This is a genomic window from Azospira inquinata (genome assembly GCF_018905915.1).
In the GTDB taxonomy this organism is placed as follows: Bacteria; Pseudomonadota; Gammaproteobacteria; order Burkholderiales; family Rhodocyclaceae; genus Azospira; species Azospira inquinata.
In genome coordinates this window covers 72,036-90,168 of the sequence record NZ_CP064782.1, presented here as the reverse complement: position 1 = coordinate 90,168, position 18,133 = coordinate 72,036, and the positions used below count along the sequence as shown (strand labels likewise).

At 61.7% G+C, this 18,133-nt stretch carries 17 protein-coding genes; 13 read left to right on the top strand and 4 right to left on the bottom strand.

The features are described 5' to 3' along the window. Window positions 1-24 precede the first annotated feature (24 nt). The 3 genes from Azoinq_RS00405 to Azoinq_RS00395 all read left to right on the top strand — a co-directional run bounded on the left by Azoinq_RS00405 (window position 25) and on the right by Azoinq_RS00395 (window position 1,894). Window positions 25-693: a MotA/TolQ/ExbB proton channel family protein gene (locus Azoinq_RS00405; RefSeq protein ID WP_216127990.1), complete on the top strand. Its 669-nt coding sequence runs from the start codon at window positions 25-27 to the stop codon at window positions 691-693. Then, on the top strand, window positions 690-1,127 hold the full coding sequence (locus Azoinq_RS00400) for an ExbD/TolR family protein (protein ID WP_216127991.1): 438 nt from the start codon (window positions 690-692) through the stop codon (window positions 1,125-1,127). The genes Azoinq_RS00405 and Azoinq_RS00400 overlap by 4 nt, the downstream gene beginning before the upstream one ends. Before the next feature lie 224 nt (window positions 1,128-1,351). Then, window positions 1,352-1,894, top strand: coding sequence for a hypothetical protein (locus tag Azoinq_RS00395; protein ID WP_216127992.1), 543 nt, complete (start codon window positions 1,352-1,354; stop codon window positions 1,892-1,894). A gap of 123 nt (window positions 1,895-2,017) precedes the next feature. Here Azoinq_RS00395 and Azoinq_RS00390 read toward each other — a convergent pair whose 3' ends face one another. Beyond that, window positions 2,018-3,055, bottom strand: a complete 1,038-nt coding sequence (locus Azoinq_RS00390) for a hypothetical protein (RefSeq protein ID WP_216127994.1) — start codon at window positions 3,053-3,055, stop codon at window positions 2,018-2,020. A gap of 375 nt (window positions 3,056-3,430) precedes the next feature. Beyond that, the gene (locus Azoinq_RS00385; RefSeq protein WP_216127996.1) at window positions 3,431-4,975 is read right to left on the bottom strand and encodes a sigma 54-interacting transcriptional regulator; all 1,545 of its coding nucleotides are present in this window, start codon (window positions 4,973-4,975) and stop codon (window positions 3,431-3,433) included. Between the two features lie 683 nt (window positions 4,976-5,658). On the opposite strand from Azoinq_RS00385, the gene nifH reads away from it, so the two are divergent. Continuing rightward, complete coding sequence (gene nifH, locus Azoinq_RS00380) at window positions 5,659-6,534, top strand: nitrogenase iron protein (RefSeq protein ID WP_216127998.1); 876 nt, start codon at window positions 5,659-5,661, stop codon at window positions 6,532-6,534. A 156-nt stretch (window positions 6,535-6,690) separates the two neighbouring features. On the opposite strand, the gene Azoinq_RS00375 is transcribed toward nifH, so the two are convergent. Then, complete coding sequence (locus tag Azoinq_RS00375) at window positions 6,691-6,885, bottom strand: Nif11-like leader peptide family natural product precursor (RefSeq protein ID WP_216128000.1); 195 nt, start codon at window positions 6,883-6,885, stop codon at window positions 6,691-6,693. A gap of 64 nt (window positions 6,886-6,949) precedes the next feature. Continuing rightward, window positions 6,950-7,831 (bottom strand): phosphate/phosphite/phosphonate ABC transporter substrate-binding protein, encoded by an 882-nt coding sequence (gene phnD, locus Azoinq_RS00370; protein WP_216128002.1) that lies wholly within the window; start codon window positions 7,829-7,831, stop codon window positions 6,950-6,952. A 486-nt stretch (window positions 7,832-8,317) separates the two neighbouring features. Here phnD and Azoinq_RS00365 point away from each other — a divergent pair, with 486 nt between their 5' ends. The 9 genes from Azoinq_RS00365 (at window position 8,318) to vnfG (ending at window position 18,059) form a co-directional block, all read left to right on the top strand. Next, window positions 8,318-8,674, top strand: a complete 357-nt coding sequence (locus tag Azoinq_RS00365; protein WP_216128003.1) for a NifU family protein — start codon at window positions 8,318-8,320, stop codon at window positions 8,672-8,674. A 247-nt stretch (window positions 8,675-8,921) separates the two neighbouring features. Further along, the gene (locus tag Azoinq_RS00360) at window positions 8,922-10,589 is read left to right on the top strand and encodes a sigma 54-interacting transcriptional regulator (RefSeq protein ID WP_216128004.1); all 1,668 of its coding nucleotides are present in this window, start codon (window positions 8,922-8,924) and stop codon (window positions 10,587-10,589) included. A 10-nt stretch (window positions 10,590-10,599) separates the two neighbouring features. Then, window positions 10,600-10,830: a hypothetical protein gene (locus Azoinq_RS00355; RefSeq protein WP_216128005.1), complete on the top strand. Its 231-nt coding sequence runs from the start codon at window positions 10,600-10,602 to the stop codon at window positions 10,828-10,830. 612 nt (window positions 10,831-11,442) lie between these two features. Continuing rightward, window positions 11,443-12,840, top strand: coding sequence for a nitrogenase iron-molybdenum cofactor biosynthesis protein NifE (gene nifE / locus Azoinq_RS00350; RefSeq protein WP_216128006.1), 1,398 nt, complete (start codon window positions 11,443-11,445; stop codon window positions 12,838-12,840). A 10-nt stretch (window positions 12,841-12,850) separates the two neighbouring features. Beyond that, the gene (gene nifN / locus Azoinq_RS00345; protein WP_216128007.1) at window positions 12,851-14,233 is read left to right on the top strand and encodes a nitrogenase iron-molybdenum cofactor biosynthesis protein NifN; all 1,383 of its coding nucleotides are present in this window, start codon (window positions 12,851-12,853) and stop codon (window positions 14,231-14,233) included. A 37-nt stretch (window positions 14,234-14,270) separates the two neighbouring features. Continuing rightward, entirely contained in the window at window positions 14,271-14,846 is a 576-nt protein-coding gene (locus tag Azoinq_RS00340; protein ID WP_232368517.1) for a NifB/NifX family molybdenum-iron cluster-binding protein, read from the top strand. Further along, window positions 14,833-15,729, top strand: a complete 897-nt coding sequence (locus Azoinq_RS00335; RefSeq protein WP_216178436.1) for a sugar phosphate isomerase/epimerase family protein — start codon at window positions 14,833-14,835, stop codon at window positions 15,727-15,729. The genes Azoinq_RS00340 and Azoinq_RS00335 overlap by 14 nt, the downstream gene beginning before the upstream one ends. A gap of 573 nt (window positions 15,730-16,302) precedes the next feature. Further along, entirely contained in the window at window positions 16,303-17,721 is a 1,419-nt protein-coding gene (gene vnfD, locus Azoinq_RS00330) for a nitrogenase vanadium-iron protein, alpha chain (protein ID WP_216128012.1), read from the top strand. Next, window positions 17,721-18,059, top strand: a complete 339-nt coding sequence (gene vnfG, locus Azoinq_RS00325) for a V-containing nitrogenase subunit delta (RefSeq protein ID WP_216128014.1) — start codon at window positions 17,721-17,723, stop codon at window positions 18,057-18,059. The genes vnfD and vnfG overlap by 1 nt, the downstream gene beginning before the upstream one ends. Window positions 18,060-18,133: the final 74 nt, after the last annotated feature.

The window sequence follows — 18,133 nt, the reverse complement described above, 5'->3', positions numbered from 1 at the left end:
GCCTTGTTTGGGAAAGGAATTGCCATGACCCCGCCGGTGGATTTTTCCTTCACTGCCCTGTTTCTCCAGGCCACGCCCCTGGTCCAGGGGGTGCTGATTCTGCTCCTGGCCTGTTCCCTGGGGGGCTGGGCCATCATCCTGGAAAAGGCCTGGCTGCTCCACCGCCTGGGGCGCCAGGTCCGGTGTTTTGAAGCCCTGGCGGACCAGGGCTTGCTGGAGGCCGGGGCGGACAGCGGTCCCCTCTGCCAGGCCCTGATCCGGGCCGGGCGGGAAGAACTGCACCATGGTCCGGCCGGGGAAGGGGAGGGGGAACGGCGCCAGCGCCTGGCGGCGGCCATGGGGGAAAGCCTGGGGGCCTTCTGGCTGGTGGCAGAGCGGCGTCTGCCCTATCTGGCCAATATCGGCGCTGCCGCGCCGTTCATTGGCCTGTTCGGCACCGTGTGGGGCGTCATGCACGCCTTCACCGGCATTGCCCTGGCCCAGGATACCCGTCTGGCCACCGTGGCCCCGGGCATTGCGGAAGCCTTGAGCACCACGGCCATCGGCCTGCTGGCGGCTATCCCGGCGGCGGTGGCCTACAACAAGCAGGCGGCGGATATGGGCCGTCTGGCCCGGCGCCTGGGGCTGGCCATTGGCCGCCTGGCCCGCCGGGCCGAGCTGCCCCGGCGCCAACCGGTGAGGAACGCCGCATGACCCCCGACCAACCGTCCTGGATGCCCCCCTCCTGGGAACTGCGGGGGGAGATCAACGTCACCCCCTTTATCGACGTCATGCTGGTGCTGCTCATCATCTTCATGATCACCGCCCCCATGATGATGAGCCAGGTGCCCCTGAAGCTGCCCAAAACCGCCGCCCAGCCCCTGCCCGCGCCCCACGCTCCGGTGGTGGTGAGCCTGGACGGGGACGGGCGGCTCTTTCTCGACCGGCAGGCCCTGGACTACCCGGCCCTGGTGGCCCGCCTGGAAGGCCTAACCCGGGCCAATTCGGAGCTGGTGGTCTATGTGCGGGGGGACCGGGGCCTGGATTATGGCCGGGTGATGGACCTGCTGGGGCGCCTGGGGGCGGCGGGGGTGACCCACCTTTCCCTGTTGGCGGAAGGGGGCCAGCCCCCCGGGCGGGCGCCATGACGACCGGAAACCCGGCCTTGCCCCGGGCCCTGGTGAGCGCCGGTGGGTGGCTGCCGTCCCCCTGGGGGTGGGGGTCTGACGCTGGAAATCGTTACCGCCTTCCCTCTTTTTGAATACGGGGAAGCTTCGGCCCTGATCCTGGGACTGGGAGTCTGGTGACTGTTATCAATCTGGTGGGAGACCGGCTTAGGGTCGGTCTCCCATGAACAATGAGGTTTACCCGAATGCCTAAGTCCGATTTCCCCGCCCCCGGCCCCACGGCCAGCCTGGAGCGCTACCACTTCGCCTACAACCTGCCCCCGGAGACCCGGGAAAAGCTCAAGGAAATTTTCGCCCACTGGGAAGAGTCAGAAACGGCGGAAGCTCTGGTGCGGGGCATCATCGACCAAACCCCGGATTTCCTGGGGGTACGTATTGTGGCCTACCGCTTTTATTTTTACCGGCGCCGCTGCCGGGATGCCGCCCACTGGGCCCTGGCCTGCCTGGAATGGCTTTCCGACCAGCTCCACCTTCCCCGGGACTGGCGCCAGGTGACCCCGGATATGGCCGATTTTCGCCACTGGCACGCCTACACCCGCCTCTGGCTCCAATCCCTCACCGCCTACAGCTACAACCTAGCCCGCCTGGGGGAAGATCAGGAATCCCTGGCCGCTCTGGACAAGGTGGCCGAACTAGACCCGGAGGAAAAACTGGGCGCTCCCGGCTTAAGACAGGTCTTTACCGGGGAGCGGGGAGATGCGGGGATGATATTTCCGAAGGTGGGGTGACTTTAAAGATGTAGATCGAGAGGAGTAATTATCATTTTTGAATATATGAATTAATCAGTATTTGTTATTGCATTTTGCTACGATTTGAAAGCATTATTGTTATGCTTTCGGCGTTTTGCATTTCTATTCTCCGAAGATTAATGAGAAAATGTAACGCGATAATACGCCTGCAATCGTTGCTGTTATCCCTGAAAGTACGAAATAGGTCCAATTACGGGTACGTTCTTTTAGCGATTCCGTTCTCGCTTTTTTTGATTCTTCTGATAGAACAAGATAGTTCTGTGGAGGATTGTCAGCTAGGGTGCCAATTATGATTCCAAGAAAAGTACCGATAAATAAGCTGCCCATGTAACCTGTGACTTTGTAGGCTCTTATTTTCTCTATTGGCGAGTTAATAGTAAATTCTATCAAGCGGTCGAGCTTTTGTTCGGTTGACAGCGCTTTAGCTGCATCCACAGTTTCTCTTACCGCATTTAAGAGGTGCTCAGTTACCTCATAAGTTCCCCAACAGCCTAGACCCCAAAGGAGTAACATGAAGAAAATCGCAACCCATCCAGAATTCTGATAAAATATTCTTTTTGTCCAAGGTTCGTTGTGAATCCAAGATTTAATTTGCCCCATAAGAAGGTGCTCGACGTCCACCCCCCAACTCCTTGCGGTGTGCTGAATTCTAATAATAAAATTACTCCGGGCTTTTCGAAGCCGGGGGCGTAAAAATATCGCTATAGGGTCAGTTGGCCTTATTCCTTCAGTGAGAATGGATAGCTCAATAACTTGTTTTTCAGGAATTGGTTTGTCCTCAAATTGAATTAAGTATGTCCATGATAAATCGGCGGAAACGGATATCTGTGGGCGGACTTCGCGATAGTTGATAAAGTCTTCTAAACTATTTAAAAGTACTGATGAGTCATCGGCATACACAACGGTTACAGTGAATTGGATTAACGTCCCTCTGTTTTGCTGGCGAATTCGTTGGTCGACTAAGTGGAATATATTCTCGATATGCTCCCGGCCTAGATCAAAGTTCCCGGAAATTGCGTTTTCGATTGTCTGTGGCCGGCCGAGAAGGTTTCCTATAAATCCGCCTAACGCTTCTCTTTCAATTGGGATAACAATTGCGTGCTGGTCATCGTGTGACGTTATGAAGGAATTCTCTGTCATGCTATTTGGTGCTCCTTGATAACAAAATCATAAAATATGGACAGCTTAAATTGGGGGATTTAAAATTGGCGTTAGTTATTGTTTAATTGCTATGTCTAAATACCTAATTTTTTAGGTTGCTGGCCTTGGCGAATATTCCGCTGACCAAAAAATATCAAATGTGATAAAGATATTATACACATTACATATGAATTCTATGGGCTAGACTACTAGCGGCTTGTGACCGCTTGCAGTACTTCGCAATCAAATTTCAAAAAAGAGATGCTCTCATTTTTTTGGGGGAGTGTGTAATTTTTAATCGCCTCGTCATACCCCTGACGCGACAGGGAAATCCGGACTTATCCCCAGCTTTCCCCCCAGGTTCTGGGGAAAGAATCAGAGCTTTTTGAGTTGGATGCCGTATTTGTGCACGGCGTACCACATTTGGCGGGCGCTGATGTGGAGGAGGCGGGCGGCTTTGGCTTGGACCCAGCCGCATTTTTCCAGGGCCCAGAGGACGCTCTGGCGGTCGATGATGTCGCCGTTTTTGGTGGCGGGAGCTTCCTCCTGGGCTGGTGTGCCGGAGGCGTCCGGGCTGGCTTCTGGCCCGGCGTTGGGCAATTGGGGGGTGGCGTCGGGCTGGTTTTCCGCCGCCGGGGCGGCCAGGGCTTCCTGGTGGTCGGTGGGGGGGCGCCGGGCGGCGGCTTGGCAGTGGCGGGTGCCGCAGGGCAGGGCCCGGATGGTGTCTCCCTGGGCCTGGGCAGCGGCCTGTTCCAGGCAGCTTTCCAGGCCGGCCACATTGCCCGGCCACTGGCAGCGGTAGAGGGCTCCCAGGGCCTGGCCTTCCAGGCGCAGGGCGCGCCGGTGGGTCTGGCCGTAGCGGTGGAGGAATTGTTCCACCAGGACCGGGATGTCTTCCCGGCGTTCCCGCAGGGCGGGGAGCTGGATGGCTTCCCCGTGGATGCGGTAATAGAGGTCGGCCCGGAAGCGGCCGCTCACCACCAAGCCTTCCAGATTTCGGTGGGTGGCGACGATCAGGCGCAGATCGTCCCGAGGCGCCGGGCTGGGGCTTTCCTGGGCCTGGAGCAGGGCCAGGATGCGGGTCTGCACGGTGAGGCCGATTTCCCCCATGCCGTCCAGAAAGAGGCTGCCCCCCAGGGCCTGCTGCCAGGCCCCTTCCGCCGCTCCGTCCCGGGGGCCGAAAAGGCGGCGCTCCAGCACTTCCTCCGGCATGTCGTGGCAATCCACCACCACCAGGGGCCCGTTCTGCCGGGGGGAGAGGCCGTGGATGGCCCGGGCCACAGCCGCCTTGCCCGTGCCCGGTTCCCCTTCCAGGAGCACCGGTTCGGCCTTGGGGGCGATGCGCAGAATGTCGGAAAACACTTCCTGCATGGCCCGGGAGGTGCCCACCAGCCCTTCCAACTGGCCCCAGGAGGCGATCTGGCGGCTCACCCGGCGGCTCCGCTCCTGCAAATTGCGGCAGCCGTGGGCAGCCTGCCCGGCGTAGGAAAGCTGCTGGCCGATGAGGGTGGCGGTGAGGTTGAGCAGGGTGGGCTCCTGGTCCGGGGCTGCGGCATAGCGGCATACCAGCCAGCCCACCGGGTTGTGGTTCACCGCGATGGTGGCCAGGAGCTGGTGGGGCTGTTCCAGGCCGGGCAGGGCCCGGGCCCAGGTTTCCCCCGGGGGCAGTTCCCCCAGCAGGGCCAGATCGGGGGCGCCGCTCACGTGGCATTGGAGTTCCCCCGGGCCGGGCTGGAGGATCAGGGCCACGCTTAAGGCCCCCGTGCTTTCCCGCAGGAGTCCCAGGGCCTGCCGCAGGCTGGCGGCCAGGTCCGGCGTGGTGCTGAGAACCTTGCCGATTTCATAGAGGGCGGCCAGCTCCGGCGTCTGGGAAAAGGGCTCTCCCTCGGAGGAGGGGACCGGTGCGGAAGACGGTGACATGGAAACACTCCTGTACGTGGGCCGGGGGCCAGGGAAACAGGCCATTCCGGCGGGATGATCCGTTTTTAGCAATAACCGTGCGCAGGGGCCGGGGCAGCGTGGGGAGGGGGCTTCCCCGGGAATGGGAACCCGATTGTCATGACTGTGCCGATCCGTACCCGGGGCCGGGGGCTTGCACCGAATTGTCCTGATAGGGGGGCCTGGGGCCCTATGGGGGAAAGGGCCGGGAGCCAGGGGCGCGGGGAAAAGGAAAGACGGAGAGGCGGGGCATCCCCGGGCCAGTCTGGGACGGGAATCCTGCCTTTCAGGCTTTTGACATGGCTTTCCCGTACGCAAATGCACGAAGCCTAAGGATTTGTTCCCCGGTGAACGGATCGGGGGGCGGCGGGGCGCCCGGGCTGGGGAAGGAAACCCGGGAAAGACGGGCGAAGCCTTGTCTTGTGACTTATGAAAACCATTGTTTTCAGTGGTTTGCGAGCCGTAAAAGGGAAAATCCTTACCCCAGATAGGGGCTTTGGCATGGGGCTTGCCTATAGGGGCACCAAGGAGAGTGGCTTCGGCCGGCAGGGGAAAGGGCCCGCCGTCCGGCCCACACCCTTCGCTAAGCGGCGCTTTTCCTTCGGCGGGCAGCGGGGCCGGCGGGAACGTCATCCGACCATTGGAACCAAGGAGTGAGCAACATCATGGCATCTTTACGGCAAATCGCGTTTTACGGCAAAGGCGGTATCGGTAAATCCACCACCTCCCAAAACACCCTGGCAGCCCTCTCCGAAATGGGGCAAAAGATCCTCATCGTGGGCTGCGACCCCAAGGCCGACTCCACCCGTTTGATTCTCCACGCCAAGGCCCAGGACACGGTGTTGTCCCTGGCCGCCGATGCGGGGGCGGTGGAAGATCTGGAACTGGAAGACGTGCTTAAGGTGGGCTTCGGCAACATCAAGTGCGTGGAATCCGGCGGCCCGGAACCCGGCGTGGGCTGCGCCGGTCGGGGCGTGATTACGGCCATTAATTTCCTGGAAGAAAATGGCGCCTATGAAGATGTGGATTACGTTTCCTACGACGTGCTGGGGGACGTGGTGTGCGGCGGTTTCGCTATGCCCATCCGGGAAAACAAGGCCCAGGAAATCTACATCGTTATGTCCGGGGAAATGATGGCCATGTACGCGGCCAACAACATCTCCAAGGGCATTCTGAAGTACGCCAATGCGGGGGGCGTGCGTCTGGGCGGCCTGATCTGCAACGAACGTAAGACCGACAAGGAGTACGAACTGGCGGACGCCCTGGCCCATAAGCTGGGCACCAAGCTCATCCACTTCGTGCCCCGTAATAACGTGGTGCAACACGCGGAACTGCGCCGCATGACCGTGGTGGAATATGACCCCACCTGCTCCCAGGCCGCCGAATACCGGACCCTGGCCCAGAAGGTCCATGCCAACAAGGGTAACGGGGTTATTCCCACCCCCATCACCATGGAAGAGCTGGAAGACCTGCTCATGGAATTCGGCATCATGCAAAAAGATGACGAAGCCATCATCGGCAAGGCCGCTGCCGCCGCCTGATCGATTCCCCTCGATAGTCGGCCACTTGCCAGCCCGGTGCTTGTCACCGGGCTTTTTTTGTCTCCGGTTTGGGGGCGTGTCGGGGGCGGTGATGGCCTGGCGCGGGGCATAAAAAAACCGGGCATGCGCCCGGCGGTAGGGAAGGGAAGCCTGTTGTTACATGGGGGTAATGCCGTATTCCTGGTAAATCAGCTCCTGGGCTTCCTTGAATTCCTGCAAATCGAAATCGTAGCCCGCCTCCTTGAGGTAGGCCCAGTTGGCGGCTTCGTCTTCGCAGTCGTTGATGGTGCGGCGGAAGGGCTCGTCGGCCCGCATGCGCTCGATATAGGCTTTGGCGGATTCAACAGACATGGGGTTCTCCGGGGGGTAAGGAAATAATTGTTTGGCGCAGGGATCAGGTTCAAAAGCTCAGGATTCAGGGCGCAGGAGAGGGGCTAGTGGCGGAACGGGCGTCTTCCTCCTTAGCCGACCAGCCGATCACTGCTTCCGAGGGCAGCCATGGCAGGGGGGAGGTGCTGAGTCGGGCCTGGAGCAGCACTTCCATCCAGCTCCGCACCCGATCTACGTCCGGGTCCACCGCCGGAATAAAGGCTTCTGCCCGGTAGGCGGCCAGGGCCGCCGGGTCCCCCAGGGTAATGAAGGCCTGGCGGATGGCTTCTTGCAGATGGGGCGGCAGGCCTTCCCGGAAGGTCCACATGTATTCGGGAATGGCCTCCGATTCCGCCAGGATTCGGGTCTCCCGGGCTTCCACCCGGCCTTCTTCCATCAGACGCCGGTAAATGGGCAGGCTCAGGCCGCCTGCCGCCACCTGGCGCCGGGCCACGGCCTGGACCACCGCGTCGTGGGCCCCCAGGGCCAGGCGCCGGTAATCCCGCCCGGCCACCAGACCCGCTTCCAGGAGCTGATAGCGGGGTACCCAGGTGCCGGAGGTGGAGGCCTGGTCGCCAAAGGCCACTTCCTTGCCCTTCAGGTCTGCCAGGGTCTGGGCGTTGCTGTCCTGGGGCACGATGATGGCGGCCTGGAAGGTGGGGCCGGTGCGGGGATGGGTGGGCCGGGCGAAGGGGGTGAGCCCCGCCCGGCGGCTTTGCAGAATGTAGGTCACCGGCCCCAGGTAGGCCAGATCCAGCTGGCCCTGGCGCAGGGCTTCCCCGGTAGCCACATAGCTTTTGCCTACCACCAGTTCCACCGGCATGGCCAACTGGCGCTCCAGATAGGCCCGGAGGGGTTCATTGAGGCGGCGCACCACCGGTTCCGATTCGCCGGGGAGCAGACCGCATTTCAGGCTTGTGTTCCGCATAGGGTGAGGGGCCAGATAAAGTTCGGGGCCGGGGAGGGCCAGCAAAGCCCGCCCCGGACGGGAGGGCCCGCCCCGGTTGCGGCGCGGCCCCCTCCGGGAAACGCAAGCTCCGTGCCTTCTCCGGGCGTTGGCAGACCAAGGCCCCAGTTTTTCCCCTGACCGCGGGGCTTGGCTGGGATAGGGAGGCCCCGGCCCCCTGGGAGCCTGCTGCCTGAACCTGGCCGGGGTAGGGCCTTGGGCCGTTCCGATGTGTGCGTTCTTTTCGGAAAAATGTTCTGGAAAGAACGGAATGGGGCCCAGGAAAAGGGAAAATGGTCGGGCGCTGTCCCGGGGGGTAAAAAAAGCGCCCTGTTTAGAACCCCTTAGGCCCCATGGCATAGGCCTTGCTGCCTCCTGATCTGTCATGGTTCGCCCCCCGGGCCGAGGGCATTGTCCCTGGGCCCCGGGAGAAGGCGGACCGGCACCCCAACCCCACAGGAGAAGCTCATGGATTCTTCCTCTAAACCCCTGACCTTCCAGCCCCCTCTCTCCCCTGTTTCCGCCGGGGACCGGGAGGACTGGGGGCCTGCCTGGGAAAGCGAGGCGGATACCGCCGATTATGTGCCCCGGGACCTGAGCGCCAGCCGGGCCCAGATTCTGGCCGTGCTGGACGAATGCCGTCCCTGGATTACGGCGGACGGAGGAGAGGTGAGCCTGGTGGCTATCCAGGGGGATGTGGTGCGGCTGCGGTTGAGCGGCACCTGCACCCATTGCGCCCTGGCCAGCCATACCCTGGGGGGCATCAAGCGGCGCCTGGTGGCGGTGTTGGGCCCGGGTATCCGGGTGCTGCCCGCCGGGGCCTGACCGTGGCGGCGCCGGTGTCAGAAGGGCAAATCCGGAACTTGCCCGGTTTTGGCTTGACTTTCGCTATATAGAGAAGAATATTACGTAACGGCTATCTGCCTTTCCGCTCTGCTGCTGGGAGGCAAATTCTCCTGGAGCGGGCAGGGAAAGCTCCCGGGTTTTCCCGGCATAGGGGGCGGTGGCCGGTTCGATATAACGGTGGGTGGTACTGCGATGACAGGGTGTTTGATGCTTTCAGGAGGCCGGCATGAGTTACGCCAATGATCTTCCCATTCCTTTGCGACCCGCCTCCTCACTTGTTTCCCCCGGGGACGAGGCAAAATTTCTGGAGAAAATGAAGGTGGCTGCTTCCCTGCCCCACATGTGCGAGTGCGATCTGGGCGAATGCCGGACGGACATGTTGCCCCTCATGTACGAAATGAGCCGCATCGTTACGGAGAGCGGCAATCTCAACAACACCCTGAAAATCCTGCTCCAGATCATGGAACGGCACATGAACGTGGTGCGGGGCATGATCAGCCTTTACGACAACGAGTCCGGCCAGATTTTCATCCACGAAAGTTTCGGCCTCACCGAGGAAGAGGCCGCCCGGGGGGTTTATTACCTGGGGGAAGGGGTGACGGGCAAGGTGGTGGAAACGGCCCAGGCCATTGTGGTGCCCCGCATCGGCGAGGAGCCCATGTTCCTCAACCGTACCGCCAGCCGCCACGAGCCCAAGGACAACAATCTCTCCTTCCTCTGCGTTCCCATCATGCGGGGCAAGAAGGTGATGGGCACCATCAGCGCCGAGCGTATCTACGACAACCGGCGCCTGCTCAAGCTGGATGCGGAAGTGCTGGCCATTCTGGCGGCCACCACGGCCCAGGCGGTGGAGCTCTACCTGCTGGAAAATGTGGATAAGGCCAATCTGGAAAAGGAAAATCGCCGCCTGCGCCACGCCCTGCGGGAAAAATTCAAACCCTCCAACATCATCGGCAATTCCAAGCCCATGCAGGAGGTGTACAACCTGATCGAAAAAATCACCCGTTCCAAAACCACCGTGCTGATCCTGGGGGAAAGCGGGGTGGGTAAGGAACTGGTGGCCAGCGCCATCCACTACAACAGCCGCCATGCGGACGGCACCTTTGTGAAATTCAATTGTGCCGCCCTGCCGGAAAGCGTGATCGAAAGCGAATTATTCGGCCACGAAAAAGGCTCTTTCACCGGTGCCACCACCCTGCGGCGGGGGCGCTTTGAAGAGGCGGACGGGGGCACCATTTTCCTCGACGAGGTGGGGGAATTATCCCTGCCCATGCAGGCCAAGCTGCTCCGGGTGTTGCAGGAAAAGACCTTCGAGCGGGTCGGGGGCAATACCCCCATCAAGGTGGATTTACGCATCCTGGCCGCCACCAACCGCAATCTGGAACAGATGGTGGCGGAGGGCACCTTCCGGGAAGACCTGTTTTACCGGCTCAATGTGTTCCCCATCACCATTCCGCCCCTGCGGGATCGGGGTAATGACATCGTGGCCCTGGCCGACTATTTCGTCTCCAAGTTTTCCGCCGAAATGGGCATTGAGGTGAAGCGCATTTCCACCCCGGCCCTGAACATGCTGCTTTGCTACAGCTGGCCCGGCAATGTGCGTGAGCTGGAAAACGTCATTGAGCGGGCGGTAATTCTGGCGGAGGACGGGGTGATTCACGGCTACAACCTGCCCCCGTCCCTGCAAACTCCGGTGGTGGATGAAATGACCTGCGCGGGGGGCCTGGAATCCAAGCTCAACGCCATCGAGTACGAAATGATCGTGGATGCCTTGAAGCTCCACGGGGGCAATATGACGGAAACCGCCTCCCAGCTGGGCCTGACCCGGCGCATCCTGGGGCTGCGCATGCAGAAATTCAAGCTTAACCATAAGGATTTCCGTAAATCCGCTTGAGGTGATCGTCATGAGTCCCCGTGGTCTGCAAAACGCCCGGCGCCGCCTGGAAGGGGCCCGGCGCCTGGGCAGCGCTTATCTTATCCAGCAAGCGGAAGAGGAGGGGCGCCACGCCCTGGCCCAGGCCCGGACCTGGTTGGCCCCCCGGCAAGGGGCGGCTACTGCCCTGACTGCCGACGGTGAACAGGTGCAGGCTATGGCCCAGGCGGCTGACCAGTTGGCTAAATTACTAAATCCTTGATGCTCTCCGGGGCCGCCGGATAGGAGGGGTACCCCGGTTTCCGCTACGCTTCTGCCGAAGCCGAAGCCGAAGCCCAGCCTACCGCCACAGCCACAGCCACAGCCACAGCCACAGCCACAGCCACAGCCACAGCCACAGCCACAGCCACAGCCACAGCCACAGCCACAGCCACAGCCACAGCCACAGCCACAGCCACCGGCTGTCATAAATTCCTTTCCCGCTTTTGCCTCTCCTTCCGTTGCCGCTGCCAACGGGTGGAGATCCCTTTCGGTTTTTTTCTCCCGATATTCCTCCTAGCACCGGGAAGCGGTAGCCCCACCAAAACGTACGTTGATAGGGGGTGCTGTTCTTTTCGGAACGCTCTCCGTGCCTTCTGCCCGTTCTCGGTAATCCTGAATTTCTTGGGGAGACAGGGAACTTGGGGGAAAGGGGCCGGGGGCGGTTCCTGGCCCGTTGGGGCCCTATGGGGCCAGGGTGGTCTGGGCGGTGGGTTTTGCCCTGGGTTCAGGAAGGGACACTGGGGCGGCTCTGCTGGCCTGATCCCCCAGCCCTTTTCCCTTTGGCACGGGCCTTGCCTCTAGGGGCATAAACATTCATTCCGGGAGAAGGTCCATGAATCAAAGTGAGATCCAGGCGCTATTGGATGAACCGGCCTGCCAGCACAATAAAAAGAGCAAATCCGGCTGCGCCCGATCCAAACCCGGAGCCACCCAGGGGGGCTGCGCCTTTGACGGGGCTCAGATTGCCTTGCTGCCCATTGGGGACGTGGCCCATATCGTCCATGGCCCCATTGGCTGCGCCGGCAGTTCCTGGGATGCCCGGGGCACCCGTTCCTCCGGACCCAGCCTGTACCGGATCGGCATGACCACGGATCTGGCGGAAACGGACGTGATTATGGGCCAGGGGGAAAAGCGCCTCTTTTTCGCCATCCAGCAGGCGGTGGAGCGTTATCACCCGGCTGCCGTGTTCGTCTATAACACCTGCGTTACCGCTCTCCATGGAGACGACATTGAAGCGGTCTGCAAGGCCGCCGCCGCCCGTTGGGAGGTGACCGTGGTACCGGTGGATTGCGCTGGTTTTTACGGTAGCAAAAGCCTGGGCAACCGGATCGCCGGGGAAACCCTGATCAAATACGTGATCGGCACCCGGGAGCCGGAGCCCCTGCCCCCGGCGCCTCCTGGGGTGCGCTTCCACGACATCAATCTCATCGGGGAATACAACATTGTGGGGGAATTCTGGCAGGTGGCTCCCCTGTTCGACGCGTTGGGGCTGCGCATTCTCTGCACCCTCTCCGGGGATGCCCGTTTCCGTGAGGTGCAGACCATGCACCGGGCCGAAGCCAATATGGTGGTGTGTTCCAAGGCCATGCTCAATGTGGCCCGCAAGCTGGAAGAGCGCCATGGCACCCCCTTCTTTGAAGGCAGCTTTTACGGCATTGAAGATACCTCCCGGGCCTTACGGGATTTTGCCCGCCTGATCGGAGACCCAGGTTTGACGGCCCGCACCGAGGCCCTCATTGCCCGGGAGGAAGCCCGGGCCCGGGCGGCTCTCATGCCCTGGCGGGAACAGTTGGCAGGCAAACGGGTGTTGATTTTCTCCGGCGGCGTGAAGTCCTGGTCCGTGGTCTCCGCCATGCAGGATTTGGGCCTGACCGTGGTGGCCACGGGCACGGAAAAATCCACGGAAGAGGATCGGGAACGCATCCGGGAACTCATGGGCCCGGAGGCCCCCATGATCGACGACAACGACCAAGCGGCCTTGATGGCGGTGTGTCAGGCGTATCAGGCGGACATTCTCATTGCCGGGGGCCGCTACCTTTACCCGGCCCTGAAGAGCCGCCTGCCTTTCCTGGACATTAACCACGAGCGGGATTTTGCCTACGAAGGCTACACGGGCATGGTGGAACTGGCCCGGCAGCTGGCCCTGGCCATCAACAGCCCTGTGTGGTCCCAGGTGCGCCGCCCGGCGCCCTGGGAGCAGCGTCCCCTGGTCAATGTGCTGGCGGCTTGAGGAGAGGACCATGGCCCAAGTTCTGATTGCCAACAAAGCCATGACGGTGAATCCCCTCAAGGTCAGCCAGCCCATGGGGGCCAGTCTGGCCCTCATGGGCATCCGGGGGGCCATTCCCCTGGAACACGGGGCCCAGGGTTGCACCGCCTTCAGTAAGGTGTTTTTCACCCGCCATTTCCGGGAGCCCATTCCCCTGCAAACCACGGCCATGGACCAGATCGTCACCATTCTGGGGGCTGACGGCAATGTGGTGGAGGCCCTGGACACCATTGCCCGAACCTCCGGGCCGGAGGTGGTGGGCCTGATCAGCACGGGCCTTTCCGAAACCCAGGGGGCGGATATTCCCCGCACCATCAAGGAATTCCGCCGCCAGCACCCGGAATGGGATGGCATGGCGGTGGTGCCCATCAGTACCCCGGACACCCTGGGCAATCTGGAAAGCGGCTTTGCCCGGGCCGTGGAGGCCCTCATAGCCCATCTGGTGCCCCGGGGTAACGGGGCGGGGAAACGGCCCCGCCAGATCAATGTGCTGGCCTCTTCCATGCTCACCCCCGGGGATCTGGAAGCCCTGCGCACCTGGATCGAAGCCTTCGGGCTCCAGCCCGTGCTGGTTCCGGATCTGGCCGATTCCCTGGATGGCCATTTGACGGACCAGGGCTATAGCCATATTTCCCAGGGGGGCGTAACCCGGCAAAGCCTAGCGTCCCTGGGGGAAGCCCGGGCCACCCTGGTGATTGGCGCCTCCCTCAACAAGGCGGCCGATCTCTTGCAGCAGCGCATCGGGGTGCCGGATTTTCGCTTTGGCGGCCTCATGGGCTTACAAGCCTGCGATGCCCTGACCGATACCCTGGCCCACCTGAGTGGTCGGGAAGTCCCGCCCCTGGTGGAGCGCTGGCGGGCCCAGTTGCTGGATGCCATGGTGGATAGCCATTTTCTTCTGGGGTCCGGCCGGGCGGCGGTGGCGGCGGACCCGGATTTGCTCGGTTCCCTGGTGGATTTCCTCACCGGGGTGGGCTGCCGGGTGGTAACGGCGGTGGCTTCTGCCCGGGCCGACAGCCTCCACGCTTTGCCCCTGGATCAGGTGATTGTGGGGGATTTGGAAGATTGGGCGGATCAGGCCCGGGCCGGGGGAGCCAATTTGCTCCTGGCCAATTCCCACGGCGCCATGGGGGCGGCGGAACTGGGCCTTCCCCTGCTGCGGGCGGGGTTTCCCCTCTACGACTGGGTGGGGGGCTATGCCCGGGAATGGATCGGCTACCGGGGCAGCCGCCAGACCCTGTTTGATCTGGCCAATATGGCCGCTAGCCAGCGGGCCGAAGTACCGCCCTATGTCTCCCGCTTCGCCCCCAGCCTGGGCCGCCAGGAAGCTCCCGCTCCCGTGGCGGCCCTGTAAAAGGCCCCCGTCGGGCCCCTCTTTAAGGACACTTTCCATGCTCAAAATCGCCTTTGCTTCCACGGACCTGGCCCGGGTAAATCTTCACTTCGGGGCGGCGGAACGCTTTGTCATCTACGACGTTTCCCCCGGGGAAGCGGAAATGGTGGGGGTGGGGGAATTCATGGCGGCGGTGATGAAGGGGGAAAACAAGGATCGGGCCCTACCCGCCGGGACCGTGTTGGTGCCCGGGGAGGAAATGCGCCCCAGCCCGGAAGAATTGCTGAAGCCGCCGGAGGACAAGGTGCTGGCCAAGCTGGAGTTTCTCAAGGACTGCGCTGCGGTTTATGCGGCATCCATCGGTAATTCCTCCATCAAGCGGCTCATGGCCGCCAACATCCAGCCCATCATCGTGGATAACGGCCACGATATTGTGGATCTCCTCAATGAGGTGAGTCTCGCCCTGGCCAATCGGGGCGCCTTGCCCTGGGTGGATCGGGCCCTCACTCAGCAACAGCGGCAGCAATCTCCGGACCGCTTCGCTGCCATTGCGGCGGAGGGCTGGAAGGGGGGGTATGTGCCGGAGGAAAAACTCAGCCACCAGTTGATTACCTCCGTGGATGAGCTGGACTGACATGTCCATGAAATTCGCCCTGTCTACCCTGGCCCTGCCCCCCGGGGATCACCGGCAGTGGCTGGCTTGCCTGCCGGCCTGGGGCTTTGGCGGGGTGGTGCTGGTGCCCTCCCGTCTCTGGGCGGACTGGCCCGATCCGGCCCAGGTGGCCCTTTACCGTCGAGCTGTGGAGCAGGCTGGTCTGGCCGTAGCCGCCCTCCATGTGCCCGCTGGGGACTATCCCCTGCTGAATCTGCTGGCCGGGGATGGGGTAGGGGAGGAGGGGGATCCGGCTGCCCACTTGCTGCGCCTTTCCGCCCTGGCCCGGGATCTGGGGGCTACCACTCTGGTCATTGGCCACGGACGCTGGTGCCGGGAACTGCCCATGGATGGGGCCTGGGCCCGCTGTTTCGATCTGCTGGACCGGGTGCTGCCGGTGCTGGAAAGCCAGGGGGTGCAGCTCTGCTTCGAGCCCCTGGGGCCGGGGGACGGGGATTTCTGTACCCGGGCCAGCGAGTGCCGCATTCTCACCAATGCGGTGGATCATCCGGCACTGGGGCTACAGCTCAACGCCCGGGCCCTGGTGGAAAACGGGGAGTCCGGCCATTCCGTGTTTGCGGCCATTTACGGGCGCCTGGAGAGCTTTACTGTGAATGAGCCGGGCCTGCTGCCCCTGGGCAGCACGGGCCGGGTGGATCATGCCGCCATGCGTCGCCATCTGGCGGCCAGCGGCTACGAAGGCTGGGTGGTGCTGGAGCAGAAATTTATGGAGCGGGGCTTTCCCGATGGCTTGGAGCAAAGCGCAGCCCTGCTGCTGGAGCGCTATTGCCGCCAGGACAATCTGAGCCTGGCCCGCCACGACGCCGCCTTCCGGGCTGCCCCGGGGGTGGCTTTGCTCCATTGAGGGTATAGGGCGGGCCTTTTGGGGCCGGACGCCGCCAATCTCTGATCTGGGCAGCCCTTCCTTTGGACTGGACCAGGTTGATCACACTACGGGGCCTTGGGGCCCCGTTTCTTTTGAAGGGCAGCGGCTGATTGATCCGGAGGTACGTGGGCGGCGGGCCGGGTTCCGAACCGAACCTCCTCCTCTTTTCTAATCTCTGGGGGGGCCAAGGCCCTTGTTCTCCGGAAATGGCCGGACGCACGGCCTGGAACAAGGAACCGGCCTTCGTACTTTTCTGAACGGGAAAGGCCGTTGTTCCGGGCCCGGATTGCCCGGCGGAAATGGGCTGGGAAAAGGGGGGCATTACGGCGTTTTGGTAGGGGCGGGGGCCGGGGGCGGAATATTCAACACTATGATTCCAATGGATTTCGTTGGTTTTTGAAAAAGCGCCGGGAAGGGGAAAACCGCCGCTATAAAGCCCCGTGAATAACGGTGGCACGCTTTCTGCTGAATGGGCTTGCCTTTACCTGCATCAGGCGATTAACCCCGGTCCTTGGTCGAACCAAGACCGACAGACAGAAGGAGTTGAGCGAAATGCCCATGGTCTTACTCAAGTGCGACAAGGATATTCCTGAGCGCGAGAAACACATCTACCTGAAGGCTCCGGACGAGGACACCCGGGAATACCTTCCCATTTCCAATGCGGCCACCATCCCCGGAACCCTGTCCGAACGGGGCTGCGCCTTCTGCGGCGCCAAGCTGGTGATCGGCGGGGTGGTGAAGGACGCCATCCAGATGATCCATGGCCCCATCGGCTGCGCCTACGACACCTGGCACACTAAGCGCTATCCCAGCGATAACGGCCATTTCCAGATGAAGTACGTGTGGTCCACGGACATGAAGGAAAGCCACATCGTTTTCGGCGGGGAAAAGCGCCTGGAAAAGAGCATTAACGAAGCCTTCGACGAAATGCCCGAAATCAAGCGCATGTTCGTCTATACCACCTGCCCCACGGCCCTCATCGGGGATGACGTGAAGGCGGTGGCCAAGCGGGTCATGGCGGAACGTCCGGATGTGGATATTTTCTGCGTGGAATGCCCGGGCTTTTCCGGGGTGTCCCAGTCCAAGGGCCACCACGTGCTCAACATCGGCTGGGTGAATGAAAAGGTGGGTACGGTGGAGCCGGAAATCACCAGCCCCTACACCATCAATTTCATCGGCGATTACAACATCCAGGGGGATACCCAGCTGCTGCAAACCTACTGGGATCGCCTGGGCATTCAGGTGATTGCCCACTTTACCGGGAACGCCGCCTACGACGACCTGCGCAGCATGCATCGGGCCCAGCTTAATGTGGTGAATTGCGCCCGGTCCGCCGGTTACATCGCCAATGAACTGAAAAAGCGCTACGGCATTCCCCGCCTGGACATCGACTCCTGGGGCTTCAATTACATGGCGGAAGGCATCCGCAAGATTTGCGCTTTCTTCGGCATTGAAGACAAGGGGGAAGCCCTGATTGCGGAGGAATACGCCAAGTGGAAGCCCCAGCTGGATTGGTACAAGGAACGGCTTAAAGGTACCAAGATGGCCATCTGGACCGGCGGTCCCCGTCTCTGGCACTGGACCAAGTCGGTGGAAGACGACCTGGGGGTCCAGGTGGTGGCCATGTCCTCCAAATTCGGCCACCAGGAAGACTTTGAAAAGGTCATCGCCCGGGGCCAGGAAGGCACCTATTACATCGATGACGGCAATGAACTGGAATTTTTCGAAATCATCGATCTGGTGAAGCCGGACGTGATTTTCACCGGTCCCCGGGTGGGGGAACTGGTGAAGAAGCTGCACATTCCCTACGTCAATGGCCATGCCTACCACAACGGGCCCTATATGGGCTTCGAGGGCTTCGTCAATCTGGCCCGGGATATGTACAACGCCGTCTATAACCCCCTGCGCCAGCTGGCCGCCACCGATATCCGGGGCGCCGCGAGCAGCACCGCCATCAAGGAGGCCGCGTAATGGATACCCGGGTGGATGAACTTTACGACTACGTCCAGGAACGTTGCCTGTGGCAATTCGCCTCCCGTACCTGGGATCGGGAAGAAAACATCGACGGGGTGCTGGGTAAAACCACCCAGATGCTACTGGGCCAGACCCCGGCGGCGGAAAACCCGGTGGAACGCTGCCAACTGGCGGACGCCAAGGTGGTGGTGGCGGATTTCCGCAGCCGCTTTCCCTGGATCAAGGACGTCTCCGAAGACGAAATCAAGGAATTGATGCAAGGCCTGAAAGCCCGGCTGACGGACATTGCCATCACCCATTCCAAAAACCACGAGCTCAACCACTCCCTGTATTGAGTTCGGGCCGGTTCCGGCGGGGCTGCGGAACCGGAAACCAGGATTCTTCATTGCATCACTTTTCGTGAAAGGTA